Annotated in this window: 17 protein-coding genes; 6 read left to right on the top strand and 11 right to left on the bottom strand. The window is 61.5% G+C overall.

The window, feature by feature from the left end; translation table 11 throughout:
* Positions 1–52: 52 nt before the first annotated feature.
* Together BWQ93_RS02190 and BWQ93_RS02185 are read right to left on the bottom strand one after the other, a co-directional pair.
* Positions 53–460 carry a thermonuclease family protein gene (locus tag BWQ93_RS02190; RefSeq protein ID WP_077029092.1) on the bottom strand — a complete coding sequence of 136 codons (408 nt, stop codon included), beginning with the start codon at positions 458–460 and terminating at the stop codon, positions 53–55.
* A gap of 46 nt (positions 461–506) precedes the next feature.
* Positions 507–1,094 carry a hypothetical protein gene (locus BWQ93_RS02185; RefSeq protein ID WP_077029091.1) on the bottom strand — a complete coding sequence of 196 codons (588 nt, stop codon included), beginning with the start codon at positions 1,092–1,094 and terminating at the stop codon, positions 507–509.
* 648 nt (positions 1,095–1,742) lie between these two features.
* Here BWQ93_RS02185 and BWQ93_RS02180 point away from each other — a divergent pair.
* The gene (locus tag BWQ93_RS02180) at positions 1,743–4,154 is read left to right on the top strand and encodes a CHAT domain-containing protein (protein ID WP_198040452.1); all 2,412 of its coding nucleotides are present in this window, start codon (positions 1,743–1,745) and stop codon (positions 4,152–4,154) included.
* 218 nt (positions 4,155–4,372) lie between these two features.
* Positions 4,373–4,975, top strand: a complete 603-nt coding sequence (locus BWQ93_RS02175; RefSeq protein ID WP_198040451.1) for a hypothetical protein — start codon at positions 4,373–4,375, stop codon at positions 4,973–4,975.
* A 105-nt stretch (positions 4,976–5,080) separates the two neighbouring features.
* On the opposite strand, the gene BWQ93_RS02170 is transcribed toward BWQ93_RS02175, so the two are convergent.
* From BWQ93_RS02170 to BWQ93_RS02145, 6 genes are read right to left on the bottom strand one after another with little or no spacing between them, the layout of a single operon-like run.
* Positions 5,081–6,427, bottom strand: coding sequence for an ATP-binding protein (locus BWQ93_RS02170; RefSeq protein WP_077029088.1), 1,347 nt, complete (start codon positions 6,425–6,427; stop codon positions 5,081–5,083).
* A complete protein-coding gene (locus BWQ93_RS02165; RefSeq protein WP_077029087.1) occupies positions 6,424–7,860 on the bottom strand; it encodes a hypothetical protein in 1,437 nt (478 codons plus the stop codon). Before BWQ93_RS02165 ends, BWQ93_RS02170 begins: the two co-directional genes overlap by 4 nt.
* Entirely contained in the window at positions 7,853–8,959 is a 1,107-nt protein-coding gene (locus BWQ93_RS02160) for a hypothetical protein (protein WP_077029086.1), read from the bottom strand. The genes BWQ93_RS02165 and BWQ93_RS02160 overlap by 8 nt, the downstream gene beginning before the upstream one ends.
* Complete coding sequence (locus BWQ93_RS02155) at positions 8,956–9,798, bottom strand: hypothetical protein (RefSeq protein ID WP_156878097.1); 843 nt, start codon at positions 9,796–9,798, stop codon at positions 8,956–8,958. The genes BWQ93_RS02160 and BWQ93_RS02155 overlap by 4 nt, the downstream gene beginning before the upstream one ends.
* Positions 9,799–9,853: 55 nt before the next feature.
* Positions 9,854–11,185, bottom strand: a complete 1,332-nt coding sequence (locus BWQ93_RS02150; protein WP_156878096.1) for a hypothetical protein — start codon at positions 11,183–11,185, stop codon at positions 9,854–9,856.
* Complete coding sequence (locus BWQ93_RS02145; protein ID WP_077029083.1) at positions 11,182–11,724, bottom strand: PIN domain-containing protein; 543 nt, start codon at positions 11,722–11,724, stop codon at positions 11,182–11,184. Before BWQ93_RS02145 ends, BWQ93_RS02150 begins: the two co-directional genes overlap by 4 nt.
* 283 nt (positions 11,725–12,007) lie before the next feature.
* Here BWQ93_RS02145 and BWQ93_RS21020 point away from each other — a divergent pair, with 283 nt between their 5' ends.
* Positions 12,008–12,334 (top strand): helix-turn-helix domain-containing protein, encoded by a 327-nt coding sequence (locus BWQ93_RS21020; RefSeq protein WP_198040450.1) that lies wholly within the window; start codon positions 12,008–12,010, stop codon positions 12,332–12,334.
* Here BWQ93_RS21020 and BWQ93_RS20485 read toward each other — a convergent pair.
* Positions 12,331–13,170: a hypothetical protein gene (locus BWQ93_RS20485; protein WP_083720512.1), complete on the bottom strand. Its 840-nt coding sequence runs from the start codon at positions 13,168–13,170 to the stop codon at positions 12,331–12,333. The two genes, BWQ93_RS21020 and BWQ93_RS20485, sit on opposite strands and share 4 nt — an antisense overlap.
* Positions 13,164–14,885: an ATP-binding protein gene (locus tag BWQ93_RS02130; protein WP_077032148.1), complete on the bottom strand. Its 1,722-nt coding sequence runs from the start codon at positions 14,883–14,885 to the stop codon at positions 13,164–13,166. Before BWQ93_RS02130 ends, BWQ93_RS20485 begins: the two co-directional genes overlap by 7 nt.
* 507 nt (positions 14,886–15,392) lie before the next feature.
* Here BWQ93_RS02130 and BWQ93_RS02125 point away from each other — a divergent pair.
* A complete protein-coding gene (locus BWQ93_RS02125) occupies positions 15,393–16,103 on the top strand; it encodes an HNH endonuclease (RefSeq protein ID WP_077029082.1) in 711 nt (236 codons plus the stop codon).
* 103 nt (positions 16,104–16,206) lie between these two features.
* Positions 16,207–18,030: a hypothetical protein gene (locus BWQ93_RS02120; protein ID WP_077029081.1), complete on the top strand. Its 1,824-nt coding sequence runs from the start codon at positions 16,207–16,209 to the stop codon at positions 18,028–18,030.
* A 63-nt stretch (positions 18,031–18,093) separates the two neighbouring features.
* On the opposite strand, the gene BWQ93_RS02115 is transcribed toward BWQ93_RS02120, so the two are convergent.
* On the bottom strand, positions 18,094–20,076 hold the full coding sequence (locus BWQ93_RS02115; RefSeq protein WP_077029080.1) for a P-loop NTPase fold protein: 1,983 nt from the start codon (positions 20,074–20,076) through the stop codon (positions 18,094–18,096).
* Between the two features lie 384 nt (positions 20,077–20,460).
* Here BWQ93_RS02115 and BWQ93_RS02110 point away from each other — a divergent pair, with 384 nt between their 5' ends.
* Entirely contained in the window at positions 20,461–20,682 is a 222-nt protein-coding gene (locus BWQ93_RS02110) for an EexN family lipoprotein (RefSeq protein ID WP_232314706.1), read from the top strand.
* The last annotated feature ends 3 nt before the right edge of the window (positions 20,683–20,685 follow it).

Raw genomic sequence — 20,685 nt, 5'->3', positions numbered from 1 at the left:
CTCATGTCATCCCCCCGAAGGCAAAATGACATGAAAACCTAACCGAGTCGATTCAGCGACACTTATGATGCTTCCAGAACTTGTCCCACCGCAGCGCCATACCGGCGCGAACCATCGCGCAACTGAGATCGCCGAACTTTGGCGACACGCACCACGCGCCCGTGCGGTCACCGCCAGCGCTGCCGGTGGATGCGCATTTCAAAGCGGGGCCGGTGACCTTGACGTGCCCAGTCGGCAGCGCGCCCGTGCGCTTGCCTACCAGCGATACGAGATGGTCCCTCGATCGCTCGGCACTGACCGCAGGACATGGCTGGTTGTCGCGGCAGGTGCCGTCCATCTCGCGAGCTGCAATCCCGGCGAGCCGTATCTTCGGCCCCTCCGCGCACCAAATCGGGCCGTCGCCGTCATAGACAGCAACAGGGGTGCAAACGAACAAGGTCAGCGCAGGGATAATGGCCACATGGCCGCATTACCCCGGCGCGCGCGAAATGAAAGACGCGGCGAGATTATTCCTCCAGTGCCTCGAAATACTCCTCCATCCCTTCGTAAGCGCTTTGCGCAAGGTCAATGAAGATACGGCGACCGTCGTTCAGATCGGGCTCGCGCGAGAACAGCCCGGCATCCGTCATTGTCTTGATCCAGCGCAGCGCCGTCGTGGCAGGAACCGCGGCGGCAATGCAAAGGCTTGAAACCGAGACCGGCCTGCGCTCCAATTGCGAGGCATACAGGTCGAGCAACATGTCCCAAGCGGGATCGGCGAAGAGGTCTGCCGGAAAAAACTGCTCACGCAGGCGCCGTTCGCGGATCATTCGGCGTACTGCCTTCGCGCGCTGACGCTGGACTGTGCGCGGGTCCGGTTCGAAGCTGCGCGGGGCGAGTTGAAGGTCGCGCGCTGGAGCCGGAGGCGGCGGCAGGTACTCCGCGGGCCGTGGGTCGAGATCCGGGAATGCGGCGCTTCGTGACGGCCTCTCACGTGTCAAGTCCGCCAGCATCCGACCAATCCGCGCAATCTCGTCCTGCATACGATCGAGCCGTTCGGTATGGTCCGGCTCGGCACCGGTTTGGAAACCGCGTCCTACTGTTTCGTGTCCCATTGTTCCCCCCCATTGCTAGGCAGATGCCAATGTGACCCAAAGTGAAACAATATTCACGGCAGTCTAGGTCCGTTTCGGAATCAGATACTGCCAATCTGGTAGCTTAAGAAGTCTGATGGAAACCGTCATTTTGGCAGGCAAACCGTTCAGCGCCACTAGCCCGCCCTCCAGCAACCGATCAGCCTATTACGGATATTAGCCGACACCAAAAAGCAGCGGCGCAAGATTCCCCCTGCCCCGCTCCAACAATGTATCTATGGACGTCGCCCTGTGTCCGCTGTTCGTCTTGGTTCGCATTGACGTCGAGCAGACCAAGTCGTTGACCGGTGAGTAGCTACAGCTTGTTCCCAATGCACTGATCTAAGCTGACACCATTGCGATCACGTTGATGCACCCGCAGCATCGGACGACCAACCACCTCCGGGTACGTCGGCCAAGCCCCCGCTACCTCGGTATAGGCCGAGTGGCTAGGATAACCCCCGCGCAAGTGTTTGAATAGAGCGAGCTTCTGCGAAATCTGCGAGGAACAATTGCATCTATCGTGTGAAACTCCTGGATAAGATTGATGCCCCCCAATGTGCGGTCGCGGCATTGCCGCCCCGGCTATCAGCCGCTAGCTGAAAGCAGGCCAGCGGGGGGGGGATGGTGATGGGAAAATTGTTCGGACGGCTCGCGGCTATCGCCTGCGTGATGAGCCTCGCCTCTGTACCACCTGCCAAAGGGCAATTGCCTCAAGCACAGGATGAAACCCGCAAAGCCGACTTCGACAAGCGCATGGCGGACGTCAAGCGACGCCAGAAGGCCCTCTCCTATAGCGACATGGCCGGGCGCATCGCCCTGCTCACTGAACGTGCCGAGATAATCGCCGGATATCATGGCAAAGACAGTGTCGCCTATGCCGATGCCCTCCAACTCCTCGCATTCGAATTTTATTCGGAAAAGCGCTGGGCGGAAGATGCGGCGCTTCGCGCGCGGGCCCTCAATATTCGCCGGAAGCTGCAGGGCGATCGCTCAAGCGACACGCTGTATGCCGTGCGCGCGCTCGCTCACTCGCTCGCGGAAGACGGTCGACGTCCGGAGGCCGCGAAGATATTGGCCGACGTCCTTGGCGCGTGGCAAGGGGGCGCCACCCTGACCGACGCAGCCGAACGCACGGTGCCGCGGGGCCGCACGGTCGAGGGCAAGGCGCTCGGCATGGCGGCTGCCGCGCATGCAAAACTCGCGCTCGAGAGCGGCGACGCGGCATCGGCCCTGGGGTCGGCGCGTATCGCCGCAGCCTCTTCCCTCGCATATCGGCGAGGCTTCGGGGTCGGCGTGCTCGACGAGCAGATGGTGGAGCTCGCCGAGAGGGATCCGTCGACCCATACCGGCGAAGAGACCTTTGCCGAATGGTCGCGCCTCTACGCCGACGTGCTTTGGGAAGCAGACCGGAACAGCCCATCCGCCAAGGCCGACGCCCTCCTCATTTTCCAGGACATCATGGCAGGCAGAACGTCGCGCGCGCTGGCGCGCTCGGCGGCGACGCGCGCTGCCGCCGCGTCGGGAGCCGGCGAGCTTGCCGCCGAGCGCGATGCCAAGGCCGCTGAACTCGGGCTACTCTTTGCGAGGAGCGAAAGCACGAAAGCCGGCAGCGAAGCCGACCGGGCGCTCTGGCAGGAGATAACTAAAGCCAACGAGGCGCTTGAGGCGATCGACACCCGGCTGGCGGCCGCGACACCGGGTTATTTCGAGCTGGTGAAGCCCCAGCTTCTGGACGAGCCATCGGCCAAGGCGCTGCTGGCCGCCGACGAAGCCTTTGTGATGATCGTGCCTACCTCGCGCGGCACGCATAGCCTGGTCGTGACGCGCGAGGGCATCAGCTGGCACCGGTCCGCCATGACCGAAGCGGAGCTTGCTGGTCATGTCCGCCGCCTGCTCTGGGACGTTGGCGCGAATATCGATGTGACGCCCGATGAAGATGAGCGCTGGTCCGCCGAGGGCGAAGGCGACTTCCCTTTCGATCGCGGCACGGCCTTCCGCCTCTACGAAGAATTGATCGCGCCGGTGAGCCCGGCGCTCGTCGGCAAGAGACATCTTTTCACCTCGGCGACGGGCTCGATTTCCTCGCTGCCTTTGGGCATCCTCGTTACCGAAAAGCCGGTGGGCGCCGACGGAGACCCGGCCGTATTGCGCGCGACATCCTGGTTTGCTGACAAGGCGGCGATCGTCCAGCTCCCGTCGCCGCAGTCGCTTCAGCTTCTCAGGGCAGTTTCGGGCCCAAATCATCCTGGCGCCGGATTCAGCATGATCGGCTTCGGCGACCCCCTGCTCGAAGGAAATGCCGCGAAGCGCGGTGTCGAAGGCCGGACCCGCGCGGCACGCGGAGGGGATATGCCGCTCGCAAGCAACATCTGGCGTGCGTCGAGCGGCGAGATTCAACTCGCCGATCCCGCGGCGCTGCGACGGTTGGCGCGGCTCCCCGGGACCGAGAAGGAACTGAAGGCGATGGAGGCGCTCGTCGGTCCTGCCAGGACGAGGCTGTTCCTGGCGCGCGCGGCGACCGAGTCCAACCTGAAGACCGCTGACCTTGCATCCGCCTCGGTGTTGTTCCTGGCGACCCACGGTCTCGTCGCAGGAGAGGTCGGCGATATCGGCGAACCGGGGCTCGTCTTTACGCCGCCCGCCGCTGCGAGCCCCACCGACGACGGGCTACTGACCGCAAGCGAAGTGGCCGCACTGCGCGTCGGCGCCGGGTGGGTCATCCTGTCCGCCTGCAACACCGCCGCCGGGGATGGCCGCGCGGGAGCACCCGGCCTGTCCGGCCTTGCTCGGGCCTTCTTCTTTGCAGGATCCGAGAGCCTGCTCGCTTCGCACTGGCCGGTTCGCGACGATGTCGCGGCCGTGCTCACCGTGCGCCTTTTCGAAATCTTGCGCGATGACCCAGGATTGTCGCGTGCCGAAGCGCTGCAGCGGGTCGAACGCGAGATTCGGAACGACGCGCGCGACGACCCCTATCTGAAGAGCTGGTCGCACCCGAGCGCCTGGGCGCCGTTTTCGCTGATCGGAGATTTTGGCCGCTGACATTCATTCGACCAATCACCCCTTGCAATAACAACGTGTGGCCGTTTGCAGACCGACCGCTTTGAATACCAGGTACCGGAACAGCTGACGTTCGCCGAGTACGGATGACTGGCAACACGCGCCTCGATCTCTGCCACTCCCGATAGACCTCTTTGGCGCTGCATCGCGTTCCGCGGGCAGCCGCTGACACCTGCACAGTCCCTTGCTATTGCTCGGGCATGATAACAGAAAGCTATTACTGGAAACGGCCACTCCTGACTGGTGCCAATTTCATCCGAAAATACATGGATGAAGAGAACATCACGGACGCGCAGTTCGCCCGGATTGAGCGGGAGATTTTCATTGGCTTCTATACCGTTCGCAAATTGCTCGAAGCGACGGGGAAGGTCAGCCCGGAGACCCGCGATTTGCAGGTCTCCCTAAAGTGTTACCCCAAGCGGACGGGGCAGCCACTGGTTGACTGGTATAATCGCGGCGAATTCTGGGAGCTGTATGATCTGGACGGTGGTCGCTCCGAGCAGCGTGATGTTCTCTACGTTGCCCATCAGATGGTTCACAGCTTCATCTTCGTATTATCTGGACATGATGATGATGGGCACGGCGTTTTCTTCACCAGCGACCGTGACAAGAAAACCCGTCTCAGCTTCATCACGACAAGCGAGATCGCCCGCATTTTTGAAATAGTCGGGAATGATTACCTCTCCGGGTTCAATGCTTGGCGCGATCCTGACACTGGCGAGATGAAGTGGGCCGTCCCGCCTCGCAGGAGCCAGCCGCCTGATGGGAACCGCGATCGAACTGGAGGTCGGCGACGTATCTAGGCCGCTCAGATGCATCCATAGTCTGACCGCATGATGCGGACGATGAGATCAGCTAGCAGTCCAGGCGAGGCCGGTCGGTAGCCGGAAATCAACGGAGACTAGCGGCTATCTAAGTTCGGCTGGCACCGCATGAATTCTGTTTCGCCCGGCGAGTTGGTCGAGGAGATTCTCATTGGCGCGCCAGCCAGTGAATTCGGGATCAGTGTCAATGCCAAGCGCGCGATCGCCAACGGGCGCGTAGCGCCGCAGCTGACTGGCGATTCCTTCGCGCCCGAAGATCCAGCATGCGACCGAATGGCGAGACAACATCACGCAGAGGCGTCCGGTGTCGAGATGGAAGGCGGTGGCATCGGCTCTGCCCGACAGCGGATGCTGGACAAACATAAGCGGGCGTTCGAGCCCCTGGAACCGATTGGCGGTTTCGACGAGCACGTCCGACAGATCGGGCCATAGCCGCTCGCGCACAGCCGCGACCTGCGCGACCTGCGCGCAGGCCACACCGATCATCTGCGGCGTGACTGGCCGGCGCTTGCCGTCCGGCTCGATCAGAAAGGCCTGCCGCTGGAGCACGCGGCGGACCGTCGCGACCATGGTTCCGGCCATCGCACGATCCACATCGCCGGCCATCATGGCGGGCAATTCGATCATCGTCAGGCTTTGCCCGTATGTAGGAGCATCCAGCGGAATGTCGGTCGGCATGATGCCGGGCACCGCATAGCCCATCGGACGAACCGGCGTGAGCGCCTCGAACGCAAGCTCGGGATAGAATGCCGGCTGGATGAACGAAACGGTGTCCTGGACCAGCCTGCGGCTGACCGGCAACGCCAATCGCAGGGTCGCCGGATGCCGGGCGATCAGCGCATCCGGCGCCGGCACATGCGGGCCAGCTGGATCGCAGCGCCAGCGTTCGAGCTCGGTCTGGATGACCGGTGCGATCTGCCCCGGATCCCCGATCAGCGCGTGGCGATGGGCAAGGCCGGCGATTTGGAGGAACTGATAGTCGGGAAGCTGATATGCCTCGTCGATGATCTGAACATCGGCCAACACCTCATGCTGGTCGAACCATGACCATTTCGCGGCGTTCCCGATCACAATAATCGGGCCGGTCGGGAGGGCGCTCGCGCTATCGACCAACGTCAGCGAGGGCAGATCGGCGACATCGCCGGGCAGTTCAAGCTGCTTGCTTACCACCATATGGATTGGGATTCGCGGAAAACCGACGGCAAGACGGCGCGCGATGTCGAATGCTTGCTCGTTGGTAAGCGTCACGATCATTACCCGCTCATTCAGCCTGGCAAAACCCTGCACCGCGAGCCGTTCGACGATTCCAGTTTTGCCCGCGCCGGGCGGCGAATCGAGCACGAACGCCGGAACACGACGCCATTGCGTGGCGAGCACCGCCTCGATCGCCGATGACGCGCGGTCTCCCGCAGTGATCGGTAGAGCCGTCACCGCAGCGCCTCGATCGCGGCCTGAAGGTCCGATGGTATCGCGAGCGGCTGCACCGTCGGGACCGGTCCCTCCGTATGGGTCCAGGGCAGCGTCGTCAGGCGCTCGGCCATGCGTCCGCGCTTGCGGATCAGCATGTCCCAGCTGGCGCGATCCACGCCCAGTTCGACCGGCGCCCCGGTGGGGGGGACACCGACCGCCTGGTGTCCCTTCTTGATCCGCACATGCAGGTGAGTGCCATCGGATGCGATCCGGACATCTTCCACCACCATAAGTAGGCGTGGATCCCGTGTAAGGACGAGCTGGTCTCGAGGCCGAAGATGAAGGTTAACTTGGTCCGACGCGATGATGAGGCGGTGGACCGTTTTCTTGCCCTCGCGGACAGAGGCGCCGCCGATGACACTTCCGGCGATCAGGCGACCGGTCCAGCGCGCCCGGGCCGCAGCCATGCGGTCGCCATAGGGTTGATCGGCCGCGAGCGATTGCAGCGCATGTTCGCGCTCGACCATCTTGAATGCAGCAGCCTTGGGGCCGTCGCGATAAGGCAGGGCAACGCCGGCATCCCGACCAAGCATGAAGCTGGCGAAAGCGTTGGCCTCCTGGCGCCGCAATTCTCCAAGAACCGGGGCCTCCGGAATCGGCTGGTCGAGCCAGCGCAGCGCGTGCTGGACCGCATTATAAATCCGCGTGACTACCGGGCTCAGGGCGCCAACGATCTGCTGATACCGGAACTGCAACTCCTGCGGCGACCCGCCCGACTTCTTGGCGGCATCATAAGCGCTGACGAGCGGCTGGAGACTGAGCCGGTCGAATTCGGGATCGGTCTTGACGCCCATCACCTCGCGCTCGGCCTGTACGATGGCATTTTGAAGGCTGAGGCCCGGTGGCGGTGCGAGCCAGGTCAGGAAAACGCCAAGATGCTCATCGTCCCCCTGATGCTGTCCGGTCGCGAACAGCGTTGCGAGCGCGCCGGTCGCCGTCATCAATGCCTGCTGCCCGGCATAGGGCATGCGCTCGGTCGCATAGGTCAGCAGCTCGCCGACCCGCTTGATGGGCGGATTGTCGCGTGTGAAGCGCAGGCGATCGGCGAGAATGTCGAGATGACCCGCCGCGGCGCTCGACGATACCCAAAATTGTGGGAAATCGCCGCGCGCACGGCAGTCGCTGAAATAGCGCTCGATCCGTTCGCCAAGCCAAGCGATCAGCACATATTGCTCGTCGCGCTGACGCGGATCGCCGACCACGCAAATCTCGGGTGGCTGGTTAATCCCGCCAATCGCGAGCGCGTGCACCGCGGTATCTTCGCCCGCCATCGTTAGGGGGCAGATGATCAGGGCATGCGACTGCATCACGACCTGCCGGTGCGACGCGTGCCGGATTGCCCGCTGCTGATCGAAGGCAGCCAGCCGCGCGACTAGATCCAGCACCTCAGCCATTGGCGACCTCGCTCAACGTCTGGTAGGCGCGGGCGAGTTCGGCCTGGACGATCGCCTCCGCTTCGGTCCGCGGCCTGATTCCAGGTGCGTTCTTCATCAGCTCGATCGCGCGGACGATCGATCCTGCCGGTGCCAGATATTCACTGGCGTGCTCGCCCAGCAGCGCCGGACTGCTGGCGGCGAGCGCCTGTTCACGGCAATGCGTCCACAAGGCACAATGTTCGCGGCAGTTGCTGTGGTAGCGGCTCGGGATGGAGACCAGGATCGCCGGATCGCTGAGTGTTCCCCAGCTTGGGACCAGCGCCTCAATCTCTACAAGACTGGCTGGCGCGTCGGCCAACGCGCGTTCGATCGAGTCGACTTCGCCTAAGATTGCCATGCGCTGCAGAGTTGGCAGGAAGAAGCCTGTGACCTTGAGGATCAAGTCGCAGCGTGCCGCGGCGATCATGCGATCTGCACCCCCGGCCGCCAAGAACTGGCGAAGCGCAGCAACGCCGACAGCGGCCTGCCGGCAGGCCGCGCGCAAGTCAGCCGAGTCGGTCTTGCCGCCGCGATCGGCGTAGGATTTGAGAACGCCGACGCGGTAGAAGGGCTCGTCGTCGCGGGCGACCAGATAGTCGAGCTCGATGGGGTGGGGAACGCCGCCATAGTCGAGCTGCAACCGCGGCTGAATGATCAGATTGGGCGCTGCGGGGTCGCGCGCGAGCTTGAGCGCGAGGAGGCGGCGCGTCTCGGTTTCGCGGCGACGGCACTGGGCGAAGCTGGTGCCGGGCGCAAAATCCGCGATTGAGACGATCTTGGACTCAGCCGCTTCAAGATGGCCCTTGTCGACATAGAGAGAGAACAGGTTGGCAGCGCCGTTTTGCAGGACATGTCGATCGAACTTCTGGTCGAGCACCAGAGCGAACGGCGATTGCGCATCGGCATCATCGCGATGGAGAATGTCCTGCGCCGCCTTGGCAGGGCTGACGCCCGCGATCGTCAGTGCTTTGAGGCGAAGACAATCGGGGTTGCGCGCGACGCGCTCGATGCCTCGCGAGCCCAGCTCCTGAACCGGCTGCGTTCCGCGCAGCTTGGCGACGCGCGCAACCTGGTTCATCCCGCCGCTCCCTGCCGCGCTTCACCCTCGATGACTGCAGGTAAGCCCCAGAGCTGCTGTTGTTCGCGATAGCCGCGCAACCTCGCCGCCGCGGCAAGGCGTTCGCTCAGATCTTCTTGTTCGATGAGTTGCAATTCGCTCTCGACGGCCGCGCGGATGCGCGCCGGATCGGCCGGCTTGCTGGATTCCACGGCGCCGGGCACGCCGCGAGCAAGCCGCAGCATGATCGCTTCGACCGCCGCTGCGCGGACGGGATTGGTGGTAGCGAGATGGCCGGTGCGATCGAGTAGCGCAAGCGTGGTGCGCAGATGGCCTGTTCTCAGGCTGCGCGCGCCTATTAGTCGACGCTCGATCGGCCAGGCCGAACTGGTCAACAAGCGGGGCATCGCGGTCAGCGTGGTGACGTTGAGCGCCGGCGCGATCCATGCCGGGCGTGCGGCCGGGTCCCGGCGCGCGGCGCGCTCTTCGTCGCGCCGCAGGCTCGAGAACCGCGATGCACCAATGTCGGCGCCGGTCGTAGCAAAGGCGAGTTCGCTAATCAGCGCAGGCGGTGCCGGCACGCCGATCTCATCGAGCGTGTCGAGCACCTGTTCCCGAACAACTCGGCCCCCGCCGCGTGTACGCGGACTGTGAACCACATCGCCGTGGGTCTCCACAAACCGCAATTCCGCGGTCAAGCGGCGCCGTTCAGCACCGAGTCGCTCTATCTTTGCGTCCAGGTCGCGATGGTCGCCGAGCGACCCGTCCGCCAATGCCAAATCGAAGGATTCGAGCAACATACGCTGCTCGGCCACCACTTTGGCCAACCGTGTAGCAATCTGATCCTTGGAGCGCGTCATACATGGCCATATATACTTCCATGCTTTTCCATGCAATCCCACGCTTGACCATGCCTCACCCGGGTTTCTGAAAACACAGCACCGCTTCAAGCGCACCGCCCTTGCGCTTGTAGATGCGGGTATAGGGATTAATGCCGGACATCGAGCGCGCGCTCGCGAAATCCACCCGACGAGCAAGCGTCAGTCCCGCTGCCACGCCCATTTCACCAATAATCGTGGGCAGATCATTATGGATTTCCTTGTAGAAGGAATCCTGCACGACGAGAACTGCAGCGGCGCCTGGTCTAAGTGCTGGCGCCAGCGCTTCCAGCGAGCGCGCCATCTTGTCGAAATAGTCGAGATGGGTCTTGTAATAGTAGCCGTCCGACGCCTTGGACGGATGCTGTTTGAGCTGGACCAGGAAGTCGAGGCAGGTATCGCCCCAGGTTTCACGAGGACCGAGTTCGGTTTTCGGCACGCGGGTCGAGCCGATCATGGTTCGGCCCAGCGCTTCCATCGACAGCCGGAGCCGCGGGTAGAGAATGGCGAGCTCGATTCGCGTAGCCGCTGAATAGTCGATGCGGGTGCAATAAGGCGGCGAAGACAGGATCAGATCAATCGAGTTCGCAGCTGGCTTGGCAAGCGCCGTATCGACGACGGCGAGACTGGTGCGGATCGGGCGCATCGGTCCGATGGCCTGAGTGCGAGCTTCTAGCGACGATGCCATCAGATCAATCGCAGCGATGAATGCGCCGAGCAATGTCTCGCGGTCGCAGCTAACTAACGTCTCGCCGGCTTTGGGCTTGCGCAGCCAAGTCGGGTTGGTGGCCTGGAACCTAGTGACGAGGTCCCGGCATACCGAGAACAGGGCGACATAGAACGTGGCGGCGATCGCGGACATCCGTTCGACATGTGCGCCATCGTCGCTGAAGGTGGTCGCGCCGACGAGCTGTTCGCGAATGCGGATTTCGACGCCCCGGATCAGCGCGGCCACCGGCCGCTCGAACCAAGACAATAGCGGATCGCCATCGAGCAGTCGGCGTTGATCGGCGCGCACCCTACCGACCGTGTCGCGAGCCAACGGGCCAAGCATGTCGGCTTCGCTCAGAGGAAGGAGACGTGCTCGCGCGATGATCACCATGACCGGGTTTACGTCCCAGCCTTCTGCGCGAAAGCCATGCTCGGCCGTGCTATAAGTAGTGGTGCCGCTGCCGTTCCAGGGATCGAGGATCGTAGCGCCTTCGGGAAGAGCGGCGCTTTCGATCAGTGCGTCCGCAAAGCTGTGCGGATAACCAGCATAGTACGGAAAGAAACCATGCCAGCCGGACTCTTCTCGGGCATTTCGCTTAGGAGTGCGCACGTCGAGCGCCCCGATATCGATTGGTGTTGGCGTTGCTCCGTCGCTCACGCGCGCGCTACCGCTTGCCAGCGCGCAACAAAACCTGGCGTCACTGGCGCGAGCAACGCCACGATCGCGGCGACATCGATTGGCGGATTGCGCAGCCTGGCGGACTGCGCGTCAAGCGCTGCGCGGACCTCGTCGGGCCTCTCCTCAAACAGCCGGCACAGGAAGGCATCAGGATGGATTGCCTCGATGCCGTCGGGAAGATGCTGGAAATCCTTGAGGTTGCCGATGACGATGAAATCCGCTTCGGCAGCGGCGGCGCAAGCAGCAACATGGCGATCCTTGGGATGATTGCGCATCTTCGGGATCAGCGGCCGATAATCGTCGACCAGCGCGTCGGAAAAATGCATATCGAGCGCCTTGCGTAGTGAGGTAGCGCTAGCGGGCGACAATCGGCCGTCCGCGAGCAAGTTGGTGATCGCTTCGTCGAGTATCTTGTCGCTCCACAAGGGGATGAAGCATCCCTCGGCGGCGACCGACAACAACGTATCTCGCAATGGTAGCGCGTAAAGGACGTCTGCATCAAGAACCGCTTTGATCATGCTTGCCCGTTCGCGCAAATGGTGCGCCCGGCGAAAGCTCCCCTCTGCGCTTACACGCCAATCTGGCACAATCCTCTTCCGCAGTCAGGTTGCACTTATAGCGTTTATCGACTATGTTCTTGATATGGTCGCCCGACGCAAACCCGAAAATGCTAATACCGCCGTGTCGAGTGCGGATCGTCGGGTCGCGCGCGAGCTAGTTTCGTTATTAGGTGACCGTCGTTCACGGGACCAGTTCGAGCTGCGTGGCAAAGACGGTCGCGCAGCCACACTATCCGCACCCATGCTGAGCATGATCGAGCGGGCGGCGAGGATCGTCGCAGATGGCGCTGCAGTTGACGTCCTGGCCCGCGACAAGGAACTGACCAGCCAAGAAGCGGCTGCTCTCCTCGGCGTGTCACGGCAATATCTAGTGCGTATTCTCGATCGCGGCGAGATCCCTTTCACGAAAACCGGCAATCATCGCCGGATCCGCAGCGCCGATTTGTTGGCGTTTCAGGAAAAACGCGATGCGATCCGCCGTGAAGGTCTCGCGAAGCTGGCGCAAGGCGCGCAAGAGGCCGGGGCCTATGGCGCCGCGATGACGCTCGGGCCTGGCCGCGCACCCTAAGGATAGGCCGGCAGCTCAGCATTCGTCAGGAACTCGATGAGAGCGGCGTTGCCCAGCACCGCAGAATAAAAAACATGCTGCCACGAATTGGGGGTCGGGTCGGCGAAACCTTCACGAAATCCGTCGATGGTCGCCTCGATCGGTAGCCCCGCAACTCGCAATTTGACGACGTTGCGGATTAGGCGGCGATACTCGTTACGAAAGAAGCGGACATAGCGAGCCGGCACGTCGAGCTCGCGCAGATGCACGCCGACGAGCGTGGCCTCTTCGGGTAGCAGGTCGGGGTGCGGCCGAAGCTCGAAGGTTGGCGCATCATAGGGCGCATCGATGGCGAGGTCGACGATACGTGGGATGGAGAAGACGTCGAAGTAGGGATGGATGAAGAAGCGCGGGTGGTTCCCATCTCCTGTCTTTTCCAGCTTCTCCGCCTGGCACGCGTCGCACATCGGAAACAGATTTGCCGGAATGATCGAGAGGTGCGGGAACCTACCCTTCGGAAGGTAGTGATCCAGAGTGTTGGGCGCGCCCGGTTCGCCGCAGGCGGGACAGAGATCGAGATCATGGTTACGGATTGGGTCCAGCGCGTCGCCATGCGCTGAACCAACCGCCGCGCTCTTGTACAGGTTGTGGAACGTTCCCCTGCGCACAGCAATTTCGGGCCAGAAGGGAACATACTCGGGCGATCCACCGTGATCCAAATAGTGCTGGACTCGCTCGCGCCACTGCTCGGCAATACCAGTGAAGAAGGCCGCATGTATGCCGTTCTGGCGCTGCGCGACGACCTGGTCGACCAGAGCAACGCTACATGCCGCCGGAAGCGGGAGCTGCATCACCATGGATTGCCGTCCATGGCGCGTATCTGGATGATCAGTTCTTCATTGATTTCTTCGCCGAGAGCCTCGATCAGCGCGTCGGCGCTGCCAAGCTCGTCAAGCTGCTCCTTGATCCAGCCTTCAAATGGCTTGGTGGTTGCGCTGTCGCCGAACACATAGGAAGAGATGCGCTGCACGTCTCCGCCGAATGTCTGGAATGGCGGCCGCTTGACGACCAGCCCCTCGTCGGTGCGCACGAAAACATGGACGCAGTCGCTCGGCACCTCGCGAACTGTCACGACCGAATGCGTCGCCATCAACGCCTTCGAATTGAAATGCTGGAGGATGCGTTTGAGCATGCCCACAAACCGGATCTCCAGAGTGGGATGCAGAAACAGCTCCGGCTCATCGATGAGAATGAGGCTGTCCCGGCGAATAGCTCCGAGAATGTTGATCACGATGAAGGAAAACAGCTTCTGTCCCGAGCTAAGCTCGATCGGCTTGCCGTCCTTGATGAAGACGACGCCCTCGGCGGCAACGAGATCCTCACGGATGCCATCGACGTTCAATTCTTGGACGCCTGATGCGTCAATGCCTACAAAAAATCGGCCCTCTTCCGCCCCCGGCACGTCGAAGATCTTTGGCTCGTCAATTTCCGAGCCCGCGAAGTAGCGGCCAGCGTCGAAGTCCGTCCGTTCGATCGTCACCGCGGCCACGTCGAAGTCGAATGCCGTCCGCAGGATACGCTCCATTGTCTTCAGCTTTTGAGGCCATCCCGGCAGGGAACGATATCTTTTGTCGTCGGCGAGACAATCAATCAGCGAAGCGGCCGCGTTCCGTTTCGGCGCCTCGTGGGTCAACCTTATGCCACCAGGCCGCTTCGTCCCCGGAAGAGGAACCGATCGTCCGCGGAAGCCGAAGTAGCGATATACTTCCTGATCCTGCTTGTTTCGCCCGCGCAGATCGACGGGAAATTGCTCGAAGGGACTATAGGATACCACGACGAGCTGACTGAGATTCGGCTTTTGGGCAAATCCCGTCTCGCGCTCCGGTTCAGCGTCATCTAACCAGTCGCGCACAATCTGGTGAAGGAGCTGGGATTTCCCGACGCCGTTCGGGCCGATCAGGACGTTAATGTCGCGCGGGAGCAGACCCTGCGCGCTGAACCGCAGCTCCAGATTGGAGACTTCATCGAATACATCCGTGAAGCGAAACCCTAGGTCCATGACATCGACGGCCTGGCTGGCGAAGAGCTTCCATCCGTCGAGGAACGACTTGACCTCGCCGCGCTCGCGCTGAAGCGACTTGCGAAAGGCGCTGGTATCGAGAAGCTCGGTCGCTCGTTCGTCTTGGGCGATGTTCACTAGGTAGCTTGAGTCGCGTAGCAGTTTGGCCACTTGCTCGGCGCCCGCAAGCTCAATCCGGCCGGCCAGTTGTTCATAGAAGGTTATCTCGGCCGGAACCGAGAGATAGTCGCCTTCCGGCAGCGGAAACTCTCCGTTCCAACCTGTCTTTCTGAGCCGATCGAGATAGATCGCGGTCGTGTCGTGGCCCTCGACCATAAGCTTGACATAGCCGAGCTCGATTTCCTCTCCAGCGATGCGGCAGGCAGTGCCGAAGGTGGTCTTGTTGCCAAAGTCGTCCCAATTATTCTCGAACAACTCGATAGCGTCACCCTCCACTCCTGGCTCAGGCAAAGCTCCGCGCCGCGTCGAGCGCCCAAGATACACTACCTTCATGCGAACTCCCCTCTCCCCGCTCATTGCGCGGCAAGCCCAACCTGCCTTAGCATTTCACCGTTGGCGGGACGATAGAAGTTCGTTCAGCGTAGCAAAGCACTCCTCGCATCCTCGCCTATCTAATCAAACTGCAGCGTGTGGAATGCGGGCGAGCTGATCTGAGAGGCAAAGTTAGGGCGCGGAGCTGCCTCCGACCCCAAGGAAATCCGGCGTCTGCTTTGGGGTCTGATCAGCGTAGGTCGCAAATGGCCGACATGAGGCGCGTTTCGGATCGGCTGCCATTCAGCTTTCTCTGGCCGGCCACTGACAGACCGCTTCTGATCGTGCGCGATAGGAAGGCTCACCTTTGTTCAGCAAGACTCTCAAGAGGGTAAGGTACATAGGGTAGACGCGCCGTTCCCGACCTTTTCCATCCGACCTATCAAAAAAGGTTCACGTTTGCGCAGTCACGAGGCAGATTGGCGAGCTTACGGCACCATCGGTTGAGAATATGTTTGAGCGACAGGGATGAGCAAGAAGTTCAAGGGAAAGACCTGCGTCTATTGCGGCGTAGAAGGAATATCCGAAACCGTCGACCATGTGATCGCGCGCGAGTTTCTGCCGGTCCCACATCGCGACGGCATTCCCAAGGTCGCGGCCTGCGGACCGTGCAACAACGCCAAGTCGCAACTCGAGCATTATCTGGTTGCGGTGCTGCCATTCGGGAGCCGTCACCCGACCGCGTCCGTGATGCTCGATACCGAGGCGCCGCGCCGGCTGGCCAAAAATCGTCGGCTTCATCGCGATCTCGCAGCCGGTCGCCAAGATGCATGGCTGACCGAGAATGGTATCACGCAACGCACGATCACGCTCCCGTTCGACGGCAAGAAGCTGGACGCGTTGTTCGCGCTAGTGACCCGCGGTCTTGCCGCCCATCATTTCGGAGTGGTAATCCCGAAAGACTATTTCATCGGAGCGGGCACCTTGGCCGGTGTTGCCGAGCCGTTCATGACGTCGCTTCTGATGATGAATGCTCGGGCCAAAGTGACACGATCACTTGGCGACGGACTGATCAGCTACAATGGCGCCCAAGCCATCGACGATCCTCATCTGACCGTCTGGCGATACCGCATTTATGGCGGCGTGCGGCTATCAGATGCAGACAGCCCTGCCGAACTGCCGGACACGATTTGGGCCAGTTCGTCCCGATTGCGGCCTCAGTCCGTCTTCAGCCTCTAAGCGTGGCTGTGCCCAGAGTCGTTCACCTGCCGTCATCGCGCCAAACATCCTCGCTGCAGATGCTGTCGTTGGACGCGATTGCGGCGGCGTTGATAGTGGCCAAATGCGCATGAAGTGCCCCAACTTTTCGAATGAAGCGATCGTCTCTGACGATCCTGAACTGGCGGCCGCGATCAGCAGCGCGCTGGCACGCCGTGACACTTATTTGCCAGTCATTGACGGGCCGCGCCTCACCCGCCCCGATCACGCATCGGAGGTCATCCGGCGCATCGCGACGATCAGCAATGCCGGCGCGAAATCGACACTTCTGGCCGGTCTTTCGGTGGCGGCACGTGAATCGCTGATCGCAAAGCTGCCGGACAATCACGTCAAGGTGATCGGGTTGGACGATGTGGCGGCGCTGTCGGTCGATCCGAAGCGCGTGGAACGTGACCGGCTCGTGTGGGGCCGGGATCGCATCGGCCTCGGCCTGCTCACGGCGCTCTACACTGGTCAGCTGATCGAATTCACAGACAAAGTATCTCCCCGTGACGCCGTGTCTTCAAAGTCGGGCCATCTGGTGATCTGCGAGGCGCATGAACCGCTCTCCGAGGTCGTCGCGGCAAACTACGCCTATGCCCTGAATGCCGGACTGCACATTTTTGACGAGACCGACGAGGTTGAAAGCAAGGCACTGCTGGAAGCATTCTACAGCATCGATGCCCCGGGTGTGAACGCGGCGGCGGAGCGCGCGCGCATTTCAACGAGGATGCGTGAGTTAGTCGGGCCGGTGGACTTGCCGGCGAACGGCTCGCTTACCTTCATTGTGCGACGGCTACCGATAAGCATCGCCTTTCCCGAACTGCCGGGAACCCATCTGTTCACCTATCCCGATCTCGGCCTCGCGATCGTCAATGGGTTTGCGGCAGAGCAGCCAGGGACGCGCGGCACCAACATCGCGGTCCTGGTCAATCCGCAAAAAGTCGCGGCGCCGGAGATCGAGGCCGCGGCAAAGCTCCTTCCCGAGCGCAAGATTTTTGTCCGCGGATATGAGGGCGGCGGCGCCAATGTCCGCGCCGTCAGCGAGATGGTCGATCTGTTTCCATACGACCTGCTCCTTTTCGCGACCCATTGCGGCGATGCGTCCGGCTATCGATGGACCTACGAATATCGGGACAGCGAGGGCATCGATCGCACGCTGGTTGTCGACGTCGCGATCGGCGTCGGACACACCGACGACGAGGATTTGCTACGAGTCATGCAGTATAATCGCTTCCACTCGCTCGACGGGATTGACTGGAATGACCCGGTCGCGAAGGCCGACCTCTATGTCGGAAGCGCGATCCGCGACTGGTCCGAGCGGGTCCGGGACGAGGATTTCAATCCCGTTCACACAGAGCCACTGGACCGGGTGTTAGGATCGGCGGTGCTGGCGATGGCGGACAACAACTATCTGCCAATGCCGAGAGCGCTCGCCTGCGAAGGGTCACCGATAATCTTTAACAATGCCTGCGTCTCATGGCATGAGCTGGCCGGCCGGTTCATGTTCACCGGTGCCCGCGCCTATATCGGCACGCTCTATTCGGTGAGCGACATCGAGGCCGAAGCAGTCGCGGTCGCGATGCTGGGCAAGCATTTCGGAAAGGCGTTGCCACATGCGCTATGGTCGGCACAGAACGGCGTTTATGGCAAGGGGAGCGATCGGCGGCCTTATGTCGTCTCCGGCGTCTATGTGCAGCGACTGCGCTCGACACGAGAGGATGTGCCGCGTCGAATCATCTCAAAACTCTGGAACGGGCTTCGCTATTGGAGAAAGCGCGCGGCGGAAGTCGGACAGGACAAACCGGACCACAAAAAGGATCTCGACGAGATCGCAAAGTATTATGCACGCGAATTTCCCTCGTTCCGGGACCGCTGGTTCACTCGTCCGGCAAAGCCCGGAAACTAGCCTTCCGCCGCTAGCTATTGATCCTTAGTCATCCTCAGCCCGCTTCGTCGTCCTAGGCGACGGCTAGATCTTTCCGGATGGTTTGGGTTTGGGTTTCGGCTTGAGGAGTGGTTTACCATTAGTCTTAGCAGCCGGTGCGCCCGAACCAGCCTTCGTCGCGCGCGGCTTGCGTACCGGCCTAAGTTTCGCCCGATAGGCGGCGATCTGTTTGTCATGGTCCCGGAACCAATAGCCGAGACGCATTTGGGAAAATTCGCGATAGGGCGGAGACAGCGTCGCCGCGCGCCTCATCAACTCGGCGCGCAACTGCTCGAGCCAAGGAAGCTCCGGGTCCAGCGCAGCATCATAGCCTTGCTGGTGTCGTTCGTTAAGTGCCGCCATCAGCCGGTCGTTAGGCTTTCCGTCGATCAACGCGAGATCGGCAAAGTCAGCGACCGCGATATTGTGAAGGATCGCGACGCCGCCGTAATTGCCGTTCTCCAGACCCCATTCGTGCAGCATCTGCGCGCCTTCGGGGTCGTCCTGCAGTCGCTTTAGCAGAGTCGGCGCGCTGGTCGTCATCGTCCGTTCGAGCGCGCGCTGCGCTGCAACCTTCACGAGTGCGCGTATCGGGCCGAATTCTGGCGTGTCCGCCTCATTATAGACCAAGCCCGCGTAGGAGCCTGCAGCGTGCCCGAACAGATCGGGAGCTACCTCGAGTGTACCAGCCGCTTCGAGGTCGGCCAGATATTCGGTGAAATAGTTCTTCACGGTGCGGCCGCCGAGCAGGTCGTCGCCATATTTCTTAAGCCGCATTGTGCTACCGGCGGCGTGCAGGATTTGCCCGGGGTGCGTGATCTTCCGCTTGGCAAGGTCGTCGGCGAAGCGTGCCCGAGCAGTCTGATAATCGCTCGCGGGATGATCGTACCAGCTCCACATGAACCGCCACGCCGGCACTTCGGCATTGCCTACGACAGTGGGATGCTGCGCAATATGCTCGTTGACCGCACCGAGATCGACGGTGCCGCTGGTAAAGAGGTCGGCAAGATGATCAGGGCGGATGATCGGATCGTTGAACGCGACATGGTCATAGCGTGTGCGTAGGTCCGACGCCCGCTTCTGTGTATCGCTATCGAGTTTGGAACTGGCCCCAAGTTTCAGTCGCAGCCGGATGTCAGTCTGAAGATTGCGCAGCGCCTTATCGTCGAGCGTATTGCTGCGGAATTCGACCCCAAGAGCTACCATGTTCAGCAGAAGTTGGCCCATGGCATCTTCGCTGGCGCGCAGCCGAGGGTCTACCAAGGTTATAATGCGCTCATAATCCAGGAGCACAGCACGCAGGCTGCGGAAATTCGGGCGGCCAGAGGCGGCGAATGTGGTGAGAAGTCGCTCGCGGTTGTCGGCGATCGCCTTCAGCACCGCGGGCGTCTTCAGCCGTTTTGTGAAAACATCAAGCACCTCGCCGGGATCGGAGCCGACCTTGATGGTCTTACCGACCAGCTTTTCCTTCCGCCCCTTATATTCTTCTTTCTGTCCTTCAGGGATGTCGTCCTCGCTCGCGACGACGATCACCCTGAGCTTGTCGTGCTCGACGAAACGATTGATGAAACCCATCACCTCTACAAGCGGCAGCGGCGAGCGTTCGAGATCGTCAAACACCAGGATCCGGTCTTTGAGGTTGAGTGACATGCTTTCGAGCAGCGCAGCATTTTCCTTCGGGTCGAGGCTCAGGCCGACCAGCCCGCCGAGCTTGGACCCGACGCTGTTGATCAGCTTTACTGCCTTGCCACCAAGGATCGGATGAGCTTTCTCGAACATCTGGGTCGTGATGTCAGACAGTTCGCGGACGCCGAACAGCGACACATGGATCAGCGGATCCTTGGCTTCCGCGTCCTTTTTCCTCACTTCCGCCAAGCGGTCGCGAAAATAGGTTTCGACGAAGTGGCTCTTGCCGGACCCCCACGGGCCTTCGAGGAGCACCGCGAACTCAGGGTCACCATCAAGGCCGAGGTAATAATCAAGAAATTCCCGCGCGTTCGCACTGCTCGCCACGATAAATCCTTCCATCTTCCATTCCTACGCGGTCTGCCCGCGTCGACTATCTGGGCGAGCATATAGCAAGCGGTGGTTCCTCCAACGACGTTTCGAGAGCAGCAATTTCGTCCAATCCAGTTTCCGAGCCACCAACCAAGATCGACCCAGCGCTTCAGACACGCTGCCGCCCCAAATGAATTGTGGTTGAGGCTGACCAAACGCTCACTAACTACCCGGTAGCCGCTGCGTTATCGGACGGCAGCTTTTGAGAGCACCTTCGAACTGTCTGAACGACCGATCAGAGGCGCAAAGCCGCCTGAGAGATGCTCTCAGTTTGGATGCATCTCTGGTCGACGACCTCGCACTTATAAGCTGCGACGCTAAGTTGGGCCACGGAGGTTCAGCAGGAGTGGCGATTTGCGTGCGATCATGACCTTGGCGATTGCCGTCACCTTGGCGGCGTGCGGACGAAGCGAGCCGCGCAGTCTGCAGTATTTCGAGAGCCATCTGGAGGAAGCGCGGGATATCGTCGCTGCTTGTGAGGACGATACTCACCGCGGCGATGAGTGCCAGAACGCAAGTATCGCAGTCGAAACCGCCGAAGCCCGAGAAAAATTCAAACGGTTCCGCGGCAAATAAGCG

It is taken from the genome of Sphingopyxis sp. QXT-31, assembly GCF_001984035.1.
GTDB lineage: Bacteria > Pseudomonadota > Alphaproteobacteria > Sphingomonadales > Sphingomonadaceae > Sphingopyxis.
The sequence above is the reverse complement of the archived record's forward strand: the minus strand, read 5'-3'. Positions and strand labels throughout refer to the sequence as shown.

Excerpts from the sequence above, each read along its gene's own strand:
- BWQ93_RS02125 (WP_077029082.1), top strand. The coding sequence starts at position 15,393 with ATGAGCAAGAAGTTCAAGGGAAAGACCTGCGTCTATTGCGGCGTAGAA.
- BWQ93_RS02145 (WP_077029083.1), bottom strand. The coding sequence starts at position 11,724 with ATGATCAAAGCGGTTCTTGATGCAGACGTCCTTTACGCGCTACCATTG.
- BWQ93_RS02175 (WP_198040451.1), top strand. The coding sequence starts at position 4,373 with ATGATAACAGAAAGCTATTACTGGAAACGGCCACTCCTGACTGGTGCC.
- BWQ93_RS02155 (WP_156878097.1), bottom strand. The coding sequence starts at position 9,798 with ATGACGCGCTCCAAGGATCAGATTGCTACACGGTTGGCCAAAGTGGTG.
- BWQ93_RS21020 (WP_198040450.1), top strand. The coding sequence starts at position 12,008 with ATGCTGAGCATGATCGAGCGGGCGGCGAGGATCGTCGCAGATGGCGCT.
- BWQ93_RS02115 (WP_077029080.1), bottom strand. The coding sequence starts at position 20,076 with ATGGAAGGATTTATCGTGGCGAGCAGTGCGAACGCGCGGGAATTTCTT.
- BWQ93_RS02180 (WP_198040452.1), top strand. The coding sequence starts at position 1,743 with ATGGGAAAATTGTTCGGACGGCTCGCGGCTATCGCCTGCGTGATGAGC.
- BWQ93_RS02185 (WP_077029091.1), bottom strand. The coding sequence starts at position 1,094 with ATGGGACACGAAACAGTAGGACGCGGTTTCCAAACCGGTGCCGAGCCG.
- BWQ93_RS02120 (WP_077029081.1), top strand. The coding sequence starts at position 16,207 with ATGCGCATGAAGTGCCCCAACTTTTCGAATGAAGCGATCGTCTCTGAC.
- BWQ93_RS02160 (WP_077029086.1), bottom strand. The coding sequence starts at position 8,959 with ATGAACCAGGTTGCGCGCGTCGCCAAGCTGCGCGGAACGCAGCCGGTT.
- BWQ93_RS02165 (WP_077029087.1), bottom strand. The coding sequence starts at position 7,860 with ATGGCTGAGGTGCTGGATCTAGTCGCGCGGCTGGCTGCCTTCGATCAG.
- BWQ93_RS02130 (WP_077032148.1), bottom strand. The coding sequence starts at position 14,885 with ATGAAGGTAGTGTATCTTGGGCGCTCGACGCGGCGCGGAGCTTTGCCT.
- BWQ93_RS20485 (WP_083720512.1), bottom strand. The coding sequence starts at position 13,170 with ATGGTGATGCAGCTCCCGCTTCCGGCGGCATGTAGCGTTGCTCTGGTC.